Source organism: Streptomyces roseolus, from assembly GCF_014649855.1.
In the GTDB taxonomy this organism is placed as follows: Bacteria; Actinomycetota; Actinomycetes; order Streptomycetales; family Streptomycetaceae; genus Streptomyces; species Streptomyces roseolus.
Genome location: NZ_BMTV01000014.1, coordinates 115729 through 130388, shown reverse-complemented (window position 1 = coordinate 130388; position 14660 = coordinate 115729). Strand labels below are relative to the sequence as shown.

Below are 14660 nucleotides of genomic sequence, written 5' to 3'. Positions count from 1 at the left end.
CCTCTTCGCGTTCGGCAGGAGCCGCGCGATAGGCAGTGCGGTGGTCGAGAGCCGGGGGGTGACGCAGGGCGGCCAGGTCCTCCCCCACCGCCGGCACCGCACCGCCTGCCGCCCATCGGCAGCGATCACGTCGGTCTTCCCCCTCGGACGCGGGTGGCACACGATCGCCGGACGCTTCACCGCCGGCGCCCTCGTTCGGCACCGGCCCCCGTACGGGCCGGTCCGCCCGGACCTGCCCGCCACCACCCGGCCGCCGCTCCCCCGTCACCCGGACGAGTTCTCCGGACATCCGCCCGCGACGCCCTTTTTCGGGAGGTCTGGGTACAGCTCGACGGCAGCTTGGGTATCGATCTCGTCCTGGTCGTCGGCGTACGCCTCACGAAAATTCGCATCTCCGTTCGATGTCCGCGCGGCGTCCGCGGAAAGGGCGGCACGGCGGGCCGGGCGCGGGCCTGCCCCGGGGCGTTGCGCGGGTCCACCGGCCCGTACGGCGCGGTCGGGGCATGCCGCGCAGGACCGGGGCGCGTCGTCGAAGCCCCGCCTGGCGCTCCGGCCGTCATCCCCCGGCCGCGTCCCTGAGGGCGTCGAGCAGCGCGCGCAGGACCGGCTGCTCCAGCGAACTGCGCCGGACCACGGCGTGGATCGCCCTGACGGGTTCGGGGTGGCGGACCCGCCGGACGACGACGCCGGGGTGACGGGCGCTCAGGCCGAGGGCCGGGATGAGGCTGACGCCGAGACCAGCGGCGACGAAGCCCTGGGCGGTCGCGTAGTCCTCCGAGGTGGCCGCGAAATCCGGGCTGAAGCCCGCCGCGGCACAGGCGTCGACGAGCGGAGCGAGACACGGGCCGGGGGGTTCGCTGCCGACCCACGGTTCGCCGGCCAGATCGGCGAGGTCCACCACCCGCTTCGCGGCGAGGCGATGCCCGCCGGGCAGAACGGCTCGGTACGCGTCGTCGAGCAGATGGACGACACGGATGCCCGGCCGCGCGTCGTCCGGCGGCCGGACGACGACGGCCAGATCGGCCTCGCCCTGGATCACCTCCGTCAGAGCGTGGTCCGGATCGGCCAGGCGGGGGTCGATCACCACCCCGGGGTGCTCCTGGCGTACGCGAGCCAGGGCGGGTGCCAGCAGGGTCGGGCCGACGGAGGCGAAGTAACGGAGGGTCAGCCGGCCCTCGCGCCCGGCGCGGAGATCGGCCAGCGCCGTCTCCGCCTCCGCGAGGTGCTCGCTGATGACCGCCGCGTACCGCGTGAGCAGCAGTCCGGCCTCCGTCGGCCGCACGCCCCGGCCGACGCGTTCCAGCAGGGTGCTCCCGGTCTCCCGCTCCAGGGCGGAGATCTGCTGGCTCACGGCGGACGGGGTGTAGCCGAGGTGTGTCGCCGCCGCCGTCACGGAACCGCTGGTGATCACGGCGCGGAGGACCTGCATGCGCCTCACATCAATCATGTAGAGCAGCTTAACGAAAGGGTAGAACCTTTTTCTTGTCCTTCCGAAAGGAGTACGGCACCGTTCAAGACGGCTGACCAAGGAGATGACAGTGGACGGTGTCATGGACAGGACGCGGACGGGGGTGAGGATCGCCCTGCTCGCCCTCCTGTGGGGATCGACGTTCCTCTGGATCGAGGTGGCCCTGGAAGCCCTGGCCCCGACGCAGGTGACGTTCGCGCGGTGCCTGCTCGGGTCGGTGACCCTGCTGGCCATCTGCCTCGGTTCCGGCCGGCTGCTGCCGCGCGGCCGGCCGATCTGGGGCCGGATCGTCGTCGCCGCCTTCTTCTGCAACGCCCTGCCGTTCGCCCTGTTCAGCTTCGGCCAGCAGAGCATCGACTCCGGCATCGCCGGCGTCCTCAACGCGACCACCCCCCTCTGGTCCCTGCTGATCGGTGTGGCCACCGGATCCGAGCGTGGCCTGCGGCCGTCCCGTGTCACGGGGATCCTGATCGGCTTCGCCGGAGTCGTCCTGATCTCGGCGCCCTGGCAGGCGACCGGGGCGGGCGGCCGGGGTGCTCTCGCCGTCGTCGGCGCGGCGGGCAGCTACGCCGTCGGCTTCCTGGTCATGGGCCGGCTGGTCGGCAGGGGGATCCCGACCCTCTCCCTGTCCTCGGCCCAACTCCTCGCGGCCACCGTCCTCACCGCCCCCGCTCTGGCGGCCGGCGGCCCGGCCCCCGTCGACATCACCCCGCGACAGCTGATCGCCGTCGTCGTCCTGGGAGTCGTCGCCACCGGCGTCACCTTCCACCTCACCTACCGGAACATCGCCGCCGAAGGCGCCACCAGCACGGCCGCCGTCGGCTATCTGCTCCCAGTGGTCTCCGTCGCGCTGGGAGTCGTCGCACTCCACGAGGACTTCGGCCTCCGGACCGGCCTCGGCATGGTCGTCGTGCTCGCCGGGGTGGGCCTGTCCCGGCGGGCGCCACGCGTCCCGGCACCGGCCACCGACCGGCATCCGGACACCACGCGCCCCGGCACCGGCCCCCGCGCGGCGCCTGAACACCGCCCGGCACCCCCGGCCACCCCCCATCCCCCGGACCCCCACCGCCCCCGGCCCGGCCTCGCGCCCCAGGAACGAGACGTACGACCGTGACCACCCTGACCGTGTCCACCGCCCCCGCCGCGTCCGTACCGGCCGAATGGCTCGTGATCGGCGTCATCCAGACCCCCGACGGGCCCCGCCCGGCAGCGGGGGCGGCGACGGACGCCACGTTCGGCGGCGAACCGACCGCCCTGCTCGGCGCCTTCGGGGCGACCGGCGCTCCCGGGGAGACGCTCCGCCTGCCCGCCCCCGCAGGAACCAGGCAGAGCACCGGCCCCCTGATCCTCGCCGTCGGTCTGGGGCCCGCCCCGTGCGACCGCCACGGTGACGGCACCGAGGCGCTGCGGCGCGCCGCCGGAGAGGCCGCGCGCACCCTCGCCGGCGCGGACCGGATCGCCCTGGCACTGCCGGCCCGGACCGGTGAGGCCGTGGCGGCGGTGGCCCTGGGGACCCTGCTCGGGGCCTACGCCTTCACCGCGTACCGGACCGCCCGCCCCGCTCCGCCGGTCCGCGAGGCGACCCTCCTCGTGGACGGCGTCCTCCGTACGGTCGCGGAAGCCGCCGTCGGGCGCGCCCGCGTCGTGGCGCAGGAGGTGAACCGCGCCCGCGACCTCGTCAACACCCCTGCCAACGACCTGTACCCCGAGAGCTTCGCCACCACGGTGGTCGCGGCGGGACAGGAACACGGGCCGGACGTCCGGGTGCTCGACGAGCACGCGCTCGCCGCCGGCGGTCACGGCGGCATCCTCGGCGTCGGCCAGGGATCCGTACGGCCCCCGCGCCTGGTACGGATCGCCCACGTCCACCCCCGCGCCACGACGACGCTCGCCTTCGTCGGCAAGGGCATCACCTACGACTCCGGAGGCATCTCGCTGAAGCCCGTCGGCTCCAACGAGATCATGAAGCGCGACATGTCCGGAGCGGCGGCCGTCCTCGCCGCCGTGCTGGCCGCCGCCCGGCTCGACCTCGCCGTCAACGTCACCGGCTGGCTCGCTCTGGCCGAGAACATGCCCTCCGGCTCCGCCCTGCGCCCTGGTGACGTCCTGCGGATGTACGGCGGCCGGACCGTCGAAGTGCTCAACACCGACGCCGAGGGCCGTCTGGTGCTCGCCGACGCCCTCGTACGGGCGGCCGAGGAGCAGCCCGACGCGATCGTGGACGTCGCCACGCTCACCGCCGCGACCCGCTTCGGCCTCGGCGACCACGTCTTCGCGGTGATGGGCGACGACGTCTTGCGCGAACGCGTCCTGGCCGCCGCCCGGAAGGCGGGGGAGCGGGCCTGGCCGATGCCGCTGCCCGAGGAGCTGCGGAGCAGTCTGGACTCGCGGGTGGCGGACATCGCCGACCACGGCGCCCGGATGGGCGGCGGACTGGTGGCCGGTCTCTTCCTGCGGGAGTTCGTCCCGGCCGGCATCCCATGGGTCCACCTGGACATCGCGGGGCCGGCCTTCAACGAAGGCCGCCCCCACGGCCACACGCCCAGCGGCGGCACCGGCTGCGCCGTCCGCACCCTCGTCGAGCTCGCCGCCGACGCGGTGAACGCCGAAGGCCCCGCCCGGCCCCTCTCGCACACCACCCCTCTCCCCCGAACGGAGGACCGGTGAGCATCCTCTACCAGGTCGACGCCTTCACCCCCACTCCCTTCCGGGGCAACCCGGCCGGTGTCGTCCTCGGGGCCGACCACCTCGCCGACGCCCAGATGCTCGCCGTCGCCCGCGAACTCAACAACTCCGAGACGGCCTTCGTCCTGCGCGCCGACGCGCCCGATCACGACGTGCGCGTACGGTTCTTCACTCCCACCACCGAGGTGCCCACGTGCGGACACGCCACCGTCGCCACCCACTTCGCCCGCGCCCTCGAGTACGGACTGCCCTCCGGCACGCTGGTGCAGAAGACGGGCACGGGCCTGCGGCAGCGCGTACGCGTCGACCGTGACGGGGACCGCGTACGGATCCGTATGCACCAGGGAACGGCCGTGTTCGGACCGGAACTGGACGGTCCCCAGGTCGGACAGCTGCTGCGCGCGCTCGGCGCCGCGCCCGGGGACGTCGCCGAGGACGGGCCGGTCCAGGTCGTCTCCACAGGCCACGCCAAGGTCCTGCTCGCACTGCGCGACCGCGCCGCCGTGGACGCCCTGCGGCCGGATCCCGCCGCCCTGACGTCCCTCGGCCGCGCCCTCGGCACCCACGGCTTCTTCGTCTTCACCCGGGCCACCGGTGACGCCCGCCTGCTCACCTGGTCGCGGATGTTCGCCCCCGCGATCGGCATCCCCGAGGACCCCGTGACCGGCAACGGCCACGGCCCCCTCGGCGCGTACCTCCTCCGGCACGGCATCGTGCCCGCGCCGGACGGCCGCCTGTCCTTCACCGGGCGGCAGGGAGCCGCCATGGGCCGCCCCGGAGACGTCCGCGTCGATGTCGCGACCACGGCGTCCGGTGCCCCTGACGTGTCGATCAGCGGCACCGCGGCGACGGTCTTCCGCACGGAACTGCCGGTCTGAGACGAACCCGTGAGGCGCGTCGGCCGTCCCGGGCCGTCATGGGTCCCGCGAGGCCGCGCCGGGAAGGGCCCGCGGGGGTGGGGAGGGCCTGTGGTGGTGGGGAGGCACGACGACGTACGGGACGTCGTGGGCCGGCCCAGCGCTTGGTGGCCGAGAAGCGGCCCTGGCCCCCGCGGGGTCCGACCGGGGGGACGGGCTCTACCAGATGGTCGAGAAGCCGAGACGGAGGCGTTCGTCGTCGGTCGCCACGTCGAGCGAGCCGTTCTTCACGCGGGCGGCCTCGTCCGCGGTCAGCGCGCCCCGGAAGATCCGTACGTCGTCCAGCGTGCCGCGGAAGAGCTGCGCGACCCCGGCCGGCTGGTCCGGGAAGTCGGGCCGGGCGCCGACGTGGATGTTGAACGCGCCCGCGGGGGTGACGTTGCCGTCCGCGGCCGACGTTCCCCGCCGCATGGTGGCGGTGGCCGGAGGGCCGCCGTCGACCGCGAGACGGAGAGTGAGGCCGTCGCGGGTGAGGACCACGTGATGCCATGTGCCGTCGTTGTACGAGGAAGGGAGCGTCACCTCCGTGGAGCCGATGTCGGTGCCGACGGTGGCGCGCAGGACGTCGCCCGCTCCGGGCTCCGCCCGGATCGAGAAGTGCCGGCCCTTCCTCAGCGGGTCGGTGCCCGGCGTTCCGTACGCCCAGACGATCGGCAGCGTGCCGGTGGTGGCCGAGTGCCGGAACCACGCCGTGACGGTGAAGTCCCGGTCCTCGACCCGCAGGGACGGCGAGCAGACGAGTCGCAGGTAGTCGTCCGTGCCGTCGAACTCCATGGCCTTGCCTCTGTGGCGGGCGCCGAGCACCGCCCCGCCGTGAATGAGCGCGTGGTTGCCGGGTTCACCGGGCGGACGTACGCGGGTGTCGGTGGTCCGGGGGCGGCGCAGCTCGGTCACGGCCTCGTCCATGTTCTTCTCGGTGAAGGCCGCGAAGACGAGGCTGCCGTGCGGAACGGTGCCGGCCGTCTCGTACAGGACACCGAGCGAGCCGTCCGGAAGCAGGGTCAGATCGGAGTAGCCGGTGCGGCCGGCCGAGACGAGGGTGCCGGCGGTCCGCCAGGTCTTCCCCTCGTCGTAGGAGGAACGGACGGCCAGTTCGCGCCGGTCCTCCAGCGTGTTCGAGCCCAGTCGCGAGGGCCCCGAGAAGAGCAGCCGGTCGGGCTTGCCGTCGAGGTCCCGGGCGTGCAGCCGCAGCAGCGAGCCGAACGTCGGGGAGGTGTCCAGGTTCGCCACGGGGGTGAAGGGCGCGGTGAAGGAAGCGCCGCCGTCGGCGCTCGTGGTCTCCAGCCGGTGCTCGCCGGTGCCGCAGCGGGTGGGCTCGGAGTTGCGCGCGTTGACGTACACGTCGCCGTCCGTGGTCTCCGCGACCGTCAACTCGGCGGGGAAGGCGGTAGGCGTGTTCAGGCCGGAGGTCGTGGCGCCGAGCGCCCACGTCAGACCGCCGTCGTCGCTGTAGTACAACTGGGCCCCGGCGGTCCTGTCGCCTCCCGCCGTGTGGTCTCCGGGCACGATCAGCCGTCCCCGGTGCGGCCCCCAGACGAGCTGGATGCCGTGACCGGGACCGGTGGACACCCAGCCCCACCCGGACGGCTTCGCCTGCGGCAGCGCGACGCTCGGGGACCAGGTCGCTCCGCCGTCCGAGCTGTGGACCGCGCGGACGGTCCGGGCGAAGCCGACACGGCTCGGCTCGGCCCCGTCACGGTTCCAGTCGCTGCTGGAGTACAGCAGGGTGATCCGGCCGGTGGCCGCGTCCACGACGGGGGCGGGGTTCCCGTGCGCGAGCGCGTCACCCGCGCCGACGAGGACCTGCGGATCCTCCCAGTGCGCACCGCCGTCGAAGGACCTCCTGAGCACGATGTCGGTGTCGCCGACATCGTGGCAGCCGGTCGCGCTCATCCGGGTGCGGCCCTCGGCGAAGGCGAGGAGGACGCCGTCGGTGCTGGTGACGAGGGCTGGAATCCGTGTGCAGAAGTAGTTCTCCCGCGCTTTGAACGGCGTGTTGAGCACGTGCGTCGTGAGGGAAGCCGTAGCCCTCGGGTGGGCCTTCGACGACCTCGTGTGGGCGCTCGACGCCGGCGCGGCCGCGTGCGAGGGAGGTGTGACGGCGAGGGTGACCGCGGCCAGGACGGCGAAGGAAAGGGCGCACACCCACGTGGTCGGTGCGGAGCAGCACGCGCCCGGTGGGCGCCGCTCGGACAGGGACGACACGAAGGAACACCTCGTTACGAAGGAACACCCGCCGGGACGGAACCCCATGTGATCACATGGGCGGGAGCCGTACGGGCGATGCGCTCGGCGTGTTCTCGTCGGACGACGTGTTCCACGCCCGTTCGCCCCGATCCACGGCGCGCCCCGGGGAAGCGTCACGTCGAGTACCGCGCGCCTCACGCCGTCGGGAAGCCGGCGCCCGTCCACGTACCTGCCCGTGCGGCTTGCCGCGGACCTCGTACGGGATGCACGGGCCGGCGCGTGACGGTGGTCGAGGAGTGATCGCACGTGGCCGGGACGAGCCGGCCCGGGTGATCATGGCCGGCCGGGACATCCCCGCGCATCAGCTTTCCCGGGGGTGTCCCGGCGGCATCCGGCTTGCTCGGTCGAGGAGTCGGCCGGTCCGTGGCAGGCCGTGGTCGAGGGGCGTCGCCACGAGGAGGGACGTCGCCACGAGGCACGTGGCGGGGCCGGAAACGTGAGGCGGGGGCGCCGGTGCCCGGCATAGGTTCATCCGGCTCCGGTCGCCCCGCTCCCTCCTCGCCCTCTCCCCTCGCTCTCTCCCCCTGTCCCTCTCCCCCCCTCGCCCTCGCCCTCTCCCTCTCCCTACGGCGTCGACGTGAACGTCCGCCGGTAGGTCCGGGGCGGCACCCCCCGACGGCGCACGAACTGCTCCCGGAGCACCGCCGCGCTGCCGTAGCCGACGCGCCGGGCGATCTCCTCCACGGACAGGTCCGTCGTCTCCAGGAGCTCCTCCGCGCCGCTCAGCCGCAGCTCGCGCAGCCAGGCGTGCGGGGTGGTCCCGGTGGCCGCGGTGAAGCGGCGCGCGAAGGTGCGCCGGCTCATGACGGCCCGGCGTGCCAGCTCCGTGACGGTCAGCGGCTCGTGGAGGTGGGCGCGGGCCCAGGCGAGCACCTCGGCGAGGTGCTCGTCCCGGCCGGTCTCGGGGGCCGGCGCGGCGAGGTACTGGGCCTGCCCCCCGTCACGGTGGGAGGGCAGCACGACGTCCCGGGCGACCGCGTTGGCGAGGGCCGCCCCGTGCTCCCGGCGCAGGAGGTGCGGACAGAGGTCGAAGCCGGCCGCCGCGCCCGCGCCGGTGGCGATCGCGCCCTCGTCCACGTACAGGGCCGTGGCGTCGACCGTGACCTCCGGGTGGCGACGGGCCAGCAGCTCCGCGAACCGCCAGTGGGTGGTGGCCCGGCGCCCGTCCAGCAGTCCGGCGGCTGCGAGCGTGAACGCGCCGACGCAGTGCGCCGCGACCGGCGCGCCGCGCGCGTGGGCGTCCCGGAAGGCGGCGAGCACGGCGGGCCCGGGCGGGGTGCGGAAGTCCGCCCCCGGCAGGGCGATCACCAGATCCGCCGAGGCCGGCCGGTCGAGTCCGTGCGGGACGAAGAGCGGCATCCCGCCGTCCGTGCGCACCGGGCCCGGCCGGTCCGTGCACAGGGCGAGGTCGAAGCCCGGCACCTCCTCGCCGTGCGGGCCGAAGACCTCCGTGACGACCCCGACGGCGAGCAGGCCCACACCGGCGGGCGCATAGGCGACGACGGTGGTGAAGGCGGACACGCGGGCAGTCTGCCACGCCGTCCGCCGCCCCCTCCCCCGGGCCGCCCTCCGGCCGCAGTGGCACGAATCCCGCGATCAGTGGCACCTGTGCCACTCGTCCCCGGTGTACCGCCCCGGAAGGATCGCCCCATGACCACGGACACGACGCACACCACCACCGCGACCGCCACCGCCACCGCCACCGCCACCGACGCGCCGCTCGGCCGGGGTGCCCGCTTCACCGTCCTCGCCACCGGCCACGTGGGCTCCACCGGCCCCGGCGTCGCCGCCGCCGTCTCGTACGTCACGGAGGACGACCGGCACGTGATCTTCGACCCGGGCATGGTGGCCGACGTGGGCGCCATCCTCGACCCGCTCGCCGCACTCGGCCTCGGCCCCGACGACGTCACGGACGTCGTGCTCAGCCACCACCCGGACAACACCCTGAACGCCGGCCTCTTCCCCCCGCGCCCGGGTCCACGACCACCGGGTCGAGTACGTCGGCGACGGGTGGACGAACCGGGACGCCGAGGGCCACTCGACCATGGAGATGTCCCGCCGGCTGCGGAACACCCCGGACACGCTCCGCACCTGACGGCGCCGGTTCATCGAACGTGGCCTGGACGGCTTGTGCGACGACCCCGGGCCCGGCGTCCCACGGAAGATCACCGACGCCGATGTCGAACGGGTCATCGTCAAGACGCTCGGAGAGACTCCGGAGAACGCCACCCACTGGTCGACGAGGTCGATGGCCGCGGCCGCGGGCATGTCCCGGTCGGCCGTCTCGCGGATCCGGCGGCCGTTCGCCCCGGCACCACACCGGGCCCAGACGCCTCTGCTGTCGACCGACCCGCTGTTCATCGGCAAGGCCCGCGACGTCGACGGCTCCACCTCGACCCGCCGGACAAGGCACTGGTGCTCCGCGTGGAGGAGAAGTCGTCGGGTTCGGTCACGACGGCCTGCGCGTGACCGTCCCCGGCGCGCGTAGCCGGAGCCCGGGTCGAGGCGCCGCGCGGACGGGCGTGCACGAGCGCGTCGGTGTCCCGCCCGGAGACGACCGCCGCGCCCGGTCGGCCGGCCCCTCCGGCAGGTCCCGGCGGGCGAGGACGGCGACGGCCGGGCGCCGCGCGACCGGTCGGATCAGGGGCCGGACTCAGGGGGGAGGATGATCCGGGCCGCCACCGGAAGGTGGTCGCTGGCCGTCGCGGGGAGGGTCCACGCCGAGGCGGCCCGGACGCCGCCGCCGAGGAGGATCTGGTCGATCCGGACGGCCGGCAGGCGCGCCGGCCAGGTGAAGCCGAAACCCGCGCCGGCCTCGGTCTGCGCGGAGACGAGACGGCCGGTGAGGGGCCGCAGCGCGCGGTCGTCGGTGGAGCCGTTGAGGTCGCCCATGACGACGACGCGCCGCACGGGCTCGGCCCGCACCTCCGCCGCCAGCAGGCCCAGCGCCTCGTCGCGCGCCCGGGCGGTGAAGCCGGAGGGTCCCACGCGGACGGACGGCAGATGGGCGACGTACACGGCCAGCCGGCCGCCGGGCGCGTCCACCGCGGCCCGCATCGCCCGCGTCCACGGCATGATCGGTACGGCTCGCGCGTCCCGCAGCGGATACACGCTCCACAGGCCCACCGTGCCCTGCTGGAAGTGGTACGGGTGGGTGTCCGCCAGGGCCCGCTCGTAGGCGGGCGCCGTGGCCGGGCTCAGCTCCTCCAGCGCCAGGACGTCCGCCCCGGCGGCCAGCAGGCTCCGCACGGTCCCGGCGGGGTCGGGGTTGGCCTCGTTGACGTTGTGGCTGACCACCGTGAGGTCACCGCCGGGGGACGACTTGTCGGCCAGGACCCCGCCGAAGACCGCCAGCCAGGCCGTCGTCGGCACCAGCAGGGCCACCACCGCCGCCACCGCCGCCCGCCGCAGCAGGGCGGCGGCCACCAGGACGGGGACGGCCGACGCGCTCCAGGGCAGCAGGGTCTCGGCCAGGCTGCTCAGCCGACCGGGCAGCCGGGGAAACAGCCCGTGCCCCGCGACGCCCACCGCGAGGAGGACGGAGCAGCCCGTGACCGCCGTCCCGCGCCGTCGCCACCACCGCCGGTGCGCCGCGGCGTCCGACGCGCCGGGTCCCGGGTCCGGCCGTCCCCCAGCGGGGTCCCCGGTTCCGGGGGCGTGGTCCGGGCGGACCGGCGTGCTGCCCGCCCCGGCGGCGGGGCGGGGCTGCTCCGTCCTGCCGTCCGGTGCCGCGACGGAGGGGTCCGGGCGTGTCGTCGCCGTCATCGCCCCCGGCCCTCCGTCCCGGCGGAGGCCAGCCCGTCGCGGACGGCGGTGAGCAGGCCGCGGCCGGCGTCGACGGCGGCCCGGAGGCCCTCGGCGGGCGTCGTGTTCGCCCGCTGGTGCAGGACGGCGCCCACCAGCAGCCGGGGCGTGCCGCCGACGCGCACCTCGCAGGCCCACAGCAGGTTCCCGCCCGCCGGAGTGCTGGAACCCGTCTTCACGCCGACGACGCCCGGAGTGCCCAGCAGGGGATTGGTGTTGACGATCGTCCCGAGGCCGGGGACGGTGATCTCGCGGGTGGCCACGATCTCCCGGAAGACCGGGTCCTTCATCGCGGCCCGCGCCAGCCGCACCTGGTCGGCCGCGGTGCTCGTGGTCGTCGGCTCGATGCCGCTCGCCCCCGTGTAGACCGTGTCCCGCATGCCGAGCCTCTCGGCGGCGCGCCGCATCTTCGCCACGAAGGCCTCCTGGCTGCCGGAGTCCCACCGGGCCAGCAGACGGGCGACGTTGTTCCCGGAGGGGATCAGGAGCAGCTCCAGGAGCCGGCGCTGCGAGTGGCGCTCGCCCGCCCGCACGGGGACGGTCGACTCGCCGCCGACCCCCACCTCGTGCGCGGCCTGCCGGTCCACCTCGATCAGGGGGCCTTCCTCGTCCGGCCGCAGCGGGTGCCCGTCGAGCACCACGTAGGCGGTCATCACCTTCGCCAGGCTCGCGATCGGCACGGGCCGCCGCCCGCCCCGCTCGCCCAGCGAACCGGTCCCCTCCAGCTCCACGGCGCTCTGGCCGTCGTGCGGCCACGGGAGCGGGCCGATGGCGGAGACCGGCGGCCGCCCGCCGTCCGGTGCCGGAGGGGGTCCTGAGGGGGAGACGACGGCGATGCCCAGGGCCGTCAGCAGAGCCAGGGCCAGCGCACCGCCGGCGAGGCGGTGACGGGGTGTGCGGAGAAGGGACACGGGCTGCCTCCAGGGGCCGCGGTACGGGATCGGTACGGCAGCCAGGCTCCTGGGGGGAGGTCTCCGGCCCGTGGACACCGGAGCGCGGCCCGGGCGCGGGAACCCATCGGTCGTGTATCAGCGGGGCGGCGAGAGGGACACGCGCCGGGGGGCCGGCCGGGGCCCGGCGGAGGAAGCGGGGGTCACGCGTCGGCGGGCGTGCCGTCCTCGGGCAGGCGCAGGGTCGCCACCGCGCCGCCGTCCGGGGCGTTGGCGAAGTCCAGGGCCGCCCCGATCACTTTCGCCTGGCCGGACGCGATCGTCAGGCCCAGGCCGTGCCCGCGTCCCCGCTCGGCCGTGCCCGTGCGGAATCGCTGGGGGCCGTGGGCCAGCAGGTCGGGCGGGAAGCCGGGGCCGTGGTCCCGTACGGTCACCGTCCGGCCGGCGACGACGACCTCCACCGGGCCGGCGCCGTGCCGGTGGGCGTTGACGACGAGGTTGGAGACGATCCGGTCCAGGCGCCGGGGGTCCGTCTCGACCACCGCCGCGTCCTGTCCGGACACCCGCGCGGCGAGGCCCGTCCGCCGCACCGCGTCCCGGACGAGTCCGGCGAGGTCGACCGGTCCCGGCCGGGACCGTTCGGCGCCCGCGTCGAGCCGGGAGATCTCCAGGAGGTCCTCCACCAGATCGCGCAGCACCCGCACCCGGCCCTGGACCAGGTCGGTCACCTCGCCCTCGGGCAGCAGCTCCGCCGAGGTGACCAGGCCCATCAGCGGGGTGCGCAGCTCGTGCGCGACGTCGGCGGTGAAGCGCTGCTCGGTGTCGATCCTCCGCTGGAGGCTGTCGGCCATCGAGTCGACCACGGCCGAGATCTCGGCGACCTCGTCGCCCCCGCGCACCGGCCCGGTCCGGGCGTCGAGGTCGCCCGCCGTGATGCGGCGGGCCGTGCGGGCCACCCGGCGCAGCCGCCGGGCGGGAAGCTCGCTCGCCAGGGCCGTGGCCGGGACGACGACGCCCAGGGTGAGCAGCGAGTACTTCCACATGTGCCGGTCCAGGGCCTGCCGGGTCAGCAGATCGGCGGTCATGTCGACCTCGACCGCGTACAGTTTCCCGCCCTCCCGCCGGGCCGCCCAGAAGACGGGGGCGGGTGGCCCGTTCTCGTAGAACGTGGCCTCGCCGCCGTGCTCGATCTGCCGCAGCAGTGGGTCGGGCAGCTCCCCGGGGGAGGCCAGGGGGCCCTCCTCGCCGGCGGCCGCGGCCTCCTCCAGGGCCTTCTCCAGGGACGCGGTGGCCCTCGCCCCGCCCTCGTTCAGGGACCGCCGCAGCACCGATTCGTGCACCAGGACACCGACCGTCAGCGCCATCGAGGCACAGGCCAGCGCCACCAGGAGGACGATCTTCCAGCGCAGCGAGCGGGGGTGCGGCACCAGGCCGGCGACCGCTCCCCGGCGCCCGCCGCTCACCGCTTCCACTTGTAGCCGAAGCCCCGGACCGTCTCGACGCGCTCGGCGCCGACCTTCTTGCGCAGCCGCTGTACGCACAGGTCGACGACCCGGGTGTCGCCGTCCCAGCCGTAGTCCCAGACCTCGCGGAGCAGGGTCTGACGGTCCAGCACGATCCCGGGGTGGGCGACGAATTCGAGCAGCAGCCGCAGCTCGGTGGGGGCGAGGGCGATCCGCTCGCCGCCCCTGCGGACCTCCAGGGCGGCGGGGTCGAGGGAGAGGTCGCCGAAGACCAGCGGGCCGTCGGGCTCCGGGGGGCCGGCCGGTCCGGCCGCCGGGGGCGCGAAGGCGGCCCGGCGCAGCAGCGAACGGATCCGCGCCACCAGGACGGCGGTGTCGACGGGCTTCACCACGTAGTCGTCGGCTCCGGCCTCCAGGCCGGACACCACGTCGAGGGAGTCGCCGCGCGCGGACATCATCAGGATCGGGTCCGTGGACGTCTCCCGGACGCGTCGGCACAGCCCGATGCCGTCCAGGCCCGGCAGCATCACGTCGAGCAGCAGCAGATCGTGCCGCCCCTCCCGGAAGAGTTCGAGCCCGGTCAGCCCGTCGGCGGCGACGAGCACGCGGTAGCCGTAGCGTTCCAGGGCCATCGCGACGGACCGCCGGATCACCTCGTCGTCCTCGACGAGCAGGACCGTCACGGGCGTCGGCGCGGACGCCGGCACGGAATCAGACATGTGCGTTCCTCGGGCACGGGACCGGGCAGGTCCTCCATCATGCCTCACCCCCGCCGGTCTCCCGGCGGCCCCGAGGCGCCACCGACACGCTCACGACCTGGGACGATACGCGTCCGATACCTCATCGTGCGGTGGCCGACACCCGCCCGAGCCGGTACGGACACGGAGGCGGCGACCCGGCCCTGGGCGGGTGCGGCGTGGAGATTGCCGTGACCACGGCGGTGTCCGCCCACCAGCGACGGCTCGGCCGGCGGTTCCACCGGTCCGTCCCCGCGCAGAACCCCCTCGGCCGGCTCGGACGGAGCGTCCGGACGGTCGGTGAGGCAGGAGGAGGAGTCTCCTCGGAAACGTGACGGTCCGGCCGGCGGGTCTCGCCGGGCATCGTGATGCCGTGGGCTCGTCCTCACGGCCTTCGTCCGGGAGGTGCGTGTTCCCTGGGCGGAGCCCATGCTCGGACGAAGGCCGCT

At 75.0% G+C, this 14660-nt stretch carries 11 protein-coding genes; 4 read left to right on the top strand and 7 right to left on the bottom strand.

Annotated features, from left to right (window positions below; genetic code table 11):
- Positions 1–556: 556 nt before the first annotated feature.
- Entirely contained in the window at positions 557–1447 is an 891-nt protein-coding gene (locus IE245_RS18470) for a LysR family transcriptional regulator (RefSeq protein ID WP_189948879.1), read from the bottom strand.
- Between the two features lie 103 nt (positions 1448–1550).
- Between IE245_RS18470 and IE245_RS18465 the strand changes: the two genes are divergently transcribed.
- From IE245_RS18465 to IE245_RS18455, 3 genes are read left to right on the top strand one after another with little or no spacing between them, the layout of a single operon-like run.
- Complete coding sequence (locus IE245_RS18465) at positions 1551–2582, top strand: DMT family transporter (RefSeq protein WP_189948877.1); 1032 nt, start codon at positions 1551–1553, stop codon at positions 2580–2582.
- Positions 2579–4135 (top strand): leucyl aminopeptidase, encoded by a 1557-nt coding sequence (locus tag IE245_RS18460; RefSeq protein ID WP_189948875.1) that lies wholly within the window; start codon positions 2579–2581, stop codon positions 4133–4135. Before IE245_RS18465 ends, IE245_RS18460 begins: the two co-directional genes overlap by 4 nt.
- Complete coding sequence (locus IE245_RS18455; protein WP_189949009.1) at positions 4132–5031, top strand: PhzF family phenazine biosynthesis isomerase; 900 nt, start codon at positions 4132–4134, stop codon at positions 5029–5031. The genes IE245_RS18460 and IE245_RS18455 overlap by 4 nt, the downstream gene beginning before the upstream one ends.
- 198 nt (positions 5032–5229) lie before the next feature.
- Here IE245_RS18455 and IE245_RS18450 read toward each other — a convergent pair whose 3' ends face one another.
- Both IE245_RS18450 and IE245_RS18445 read right to left on the bottom strand, forming a co-directional pair.
- Positions 5230–7074 carry a sialidase family protein gene (locus tag IE245_RS18450; RefSeq protein ID WP_229851370.1) on the bottom strand — a complete coding sequence of 615 codons (1845 nt, stop codon included), beginning with the start codon at positions 7072–7074 and terminating at the stop codon, positions 5230–5232.
- Between the two features lie 807 nt (positions 7075–7881).
- A complete protein-coding gene (locus tag IE245_RS18445) occupies positions 7882–8838 on the bottom strand; it encodes a GlxA family transcriptional regulator (RefSeq protein WP_229851369.1) in 957 nt (318 codons plus the stop codon).
- Between the two features lie 607 nt (positions 8839–9445).
- Between IE245_RS18445 and IE245_RS18440 the strand changes: the two genes are divergently transcribed.
- Positions 9446–9805 (top strand): hypothetical protein, encoded by a 360-nt coding sequence (locus IE245_RS18440; protein ID WP_229851368.1) that lies wholly within the window; start codon positions 9446–9448, stop codon positions 9803–9805.
- 152 nt (positions 9806–9957) lie between these two features.
- Here IE245_RS18440 and IE245_RS18435 read toward each other — a convergent pair whose 3' ends face one another.
- From IE245_RS18435 to cseB, 4 genes are all read right to left on the bottom strand, one after another.
- Positions 9958–11082, bottom strand: a complete 1125-nt coding sequence (locus tag IE245_RS18435) for an endonuclease/exonuclease/phosphatase family protein (RefSeq protein ID WP_189948870.1) — start codon at positions 11080–11082, stop codon at positions 9958–9960.
- Positions 11079–12032 carry a D-alanyl-D-alanine carboxypeptidase family protein gene (locus IE245_RS18430; protein WP_189948868.1) on the bottom strand — a complete coding sequence of 318 codons (954 nt, stop codon included), beginning with the start codon at positions 12030–12032 and terminating at the stop codon, positions 11079–11081. The genes IE245_RS18435 and IE245_RS18430 overlap by 4 nt, the downstream gene beginning before the upstream one ends.
- A 182-nt stretch (positions 12033–12214) precedes the next feature.
- Positions 12215–13474 (bottom strand): ATP-binding protein, encoded by a 1260-nt coding sequence (locus IE245_RS18425; protein ID WP_229851367.1) that lies wholly within the window; start codon positions 13472–13474, stop codon positions 12215–12217.
- Positions 13471–14193, bottom strand: coding sequence for a two-component system response regulator CseB (gene cseB, locus IE245_RS18420; RefSeq protein ID WP_189948866.1), 723 nt, complete (start codon positions 14191–14193; stop codon positions 13471–13473). The genes IE245_RS18425 and cseB overlap by 4 nt, the downstream gene beginning before the upstream one ends.
- Between the last annotated feature and the right edge of the window lie 467 nt (positions 14194–14660).

What these genes read in the sequence shown, in the direction of transcription:
- IE245_RS18470 (WP_189948879.1), bottom strand. Translation starts at nt 1,447, where the DNA reads ATGATTGATGTGAGGCGCATGCAGGTCCTCCGCGCCGTGATCACCAGC.
- IE245_RS18465 (WP_189948877.1), top strand. Translation starts at nt 1,551, where the DNA reads ATGGACAGGACGCGGACGGGGGTGAGGATCGCCCTGCTCGCCCTCCTG.
- IE245_RS18435 (WP_189948870.1), bottom strand. Translation starts at nt 11,082, where the DNA reads ATGACGGCGACGACACGCCCGGACCCCTCCGTCGCGGCACCGGACGGC.
- cseB (WP_189948866.1), bottom strand. Translation starts at nt 14,193, where the DNA reads ATGTCTGATTCCGTGCCGGCGTCCGCGCCGACGCCCGTGACGGTCCTG.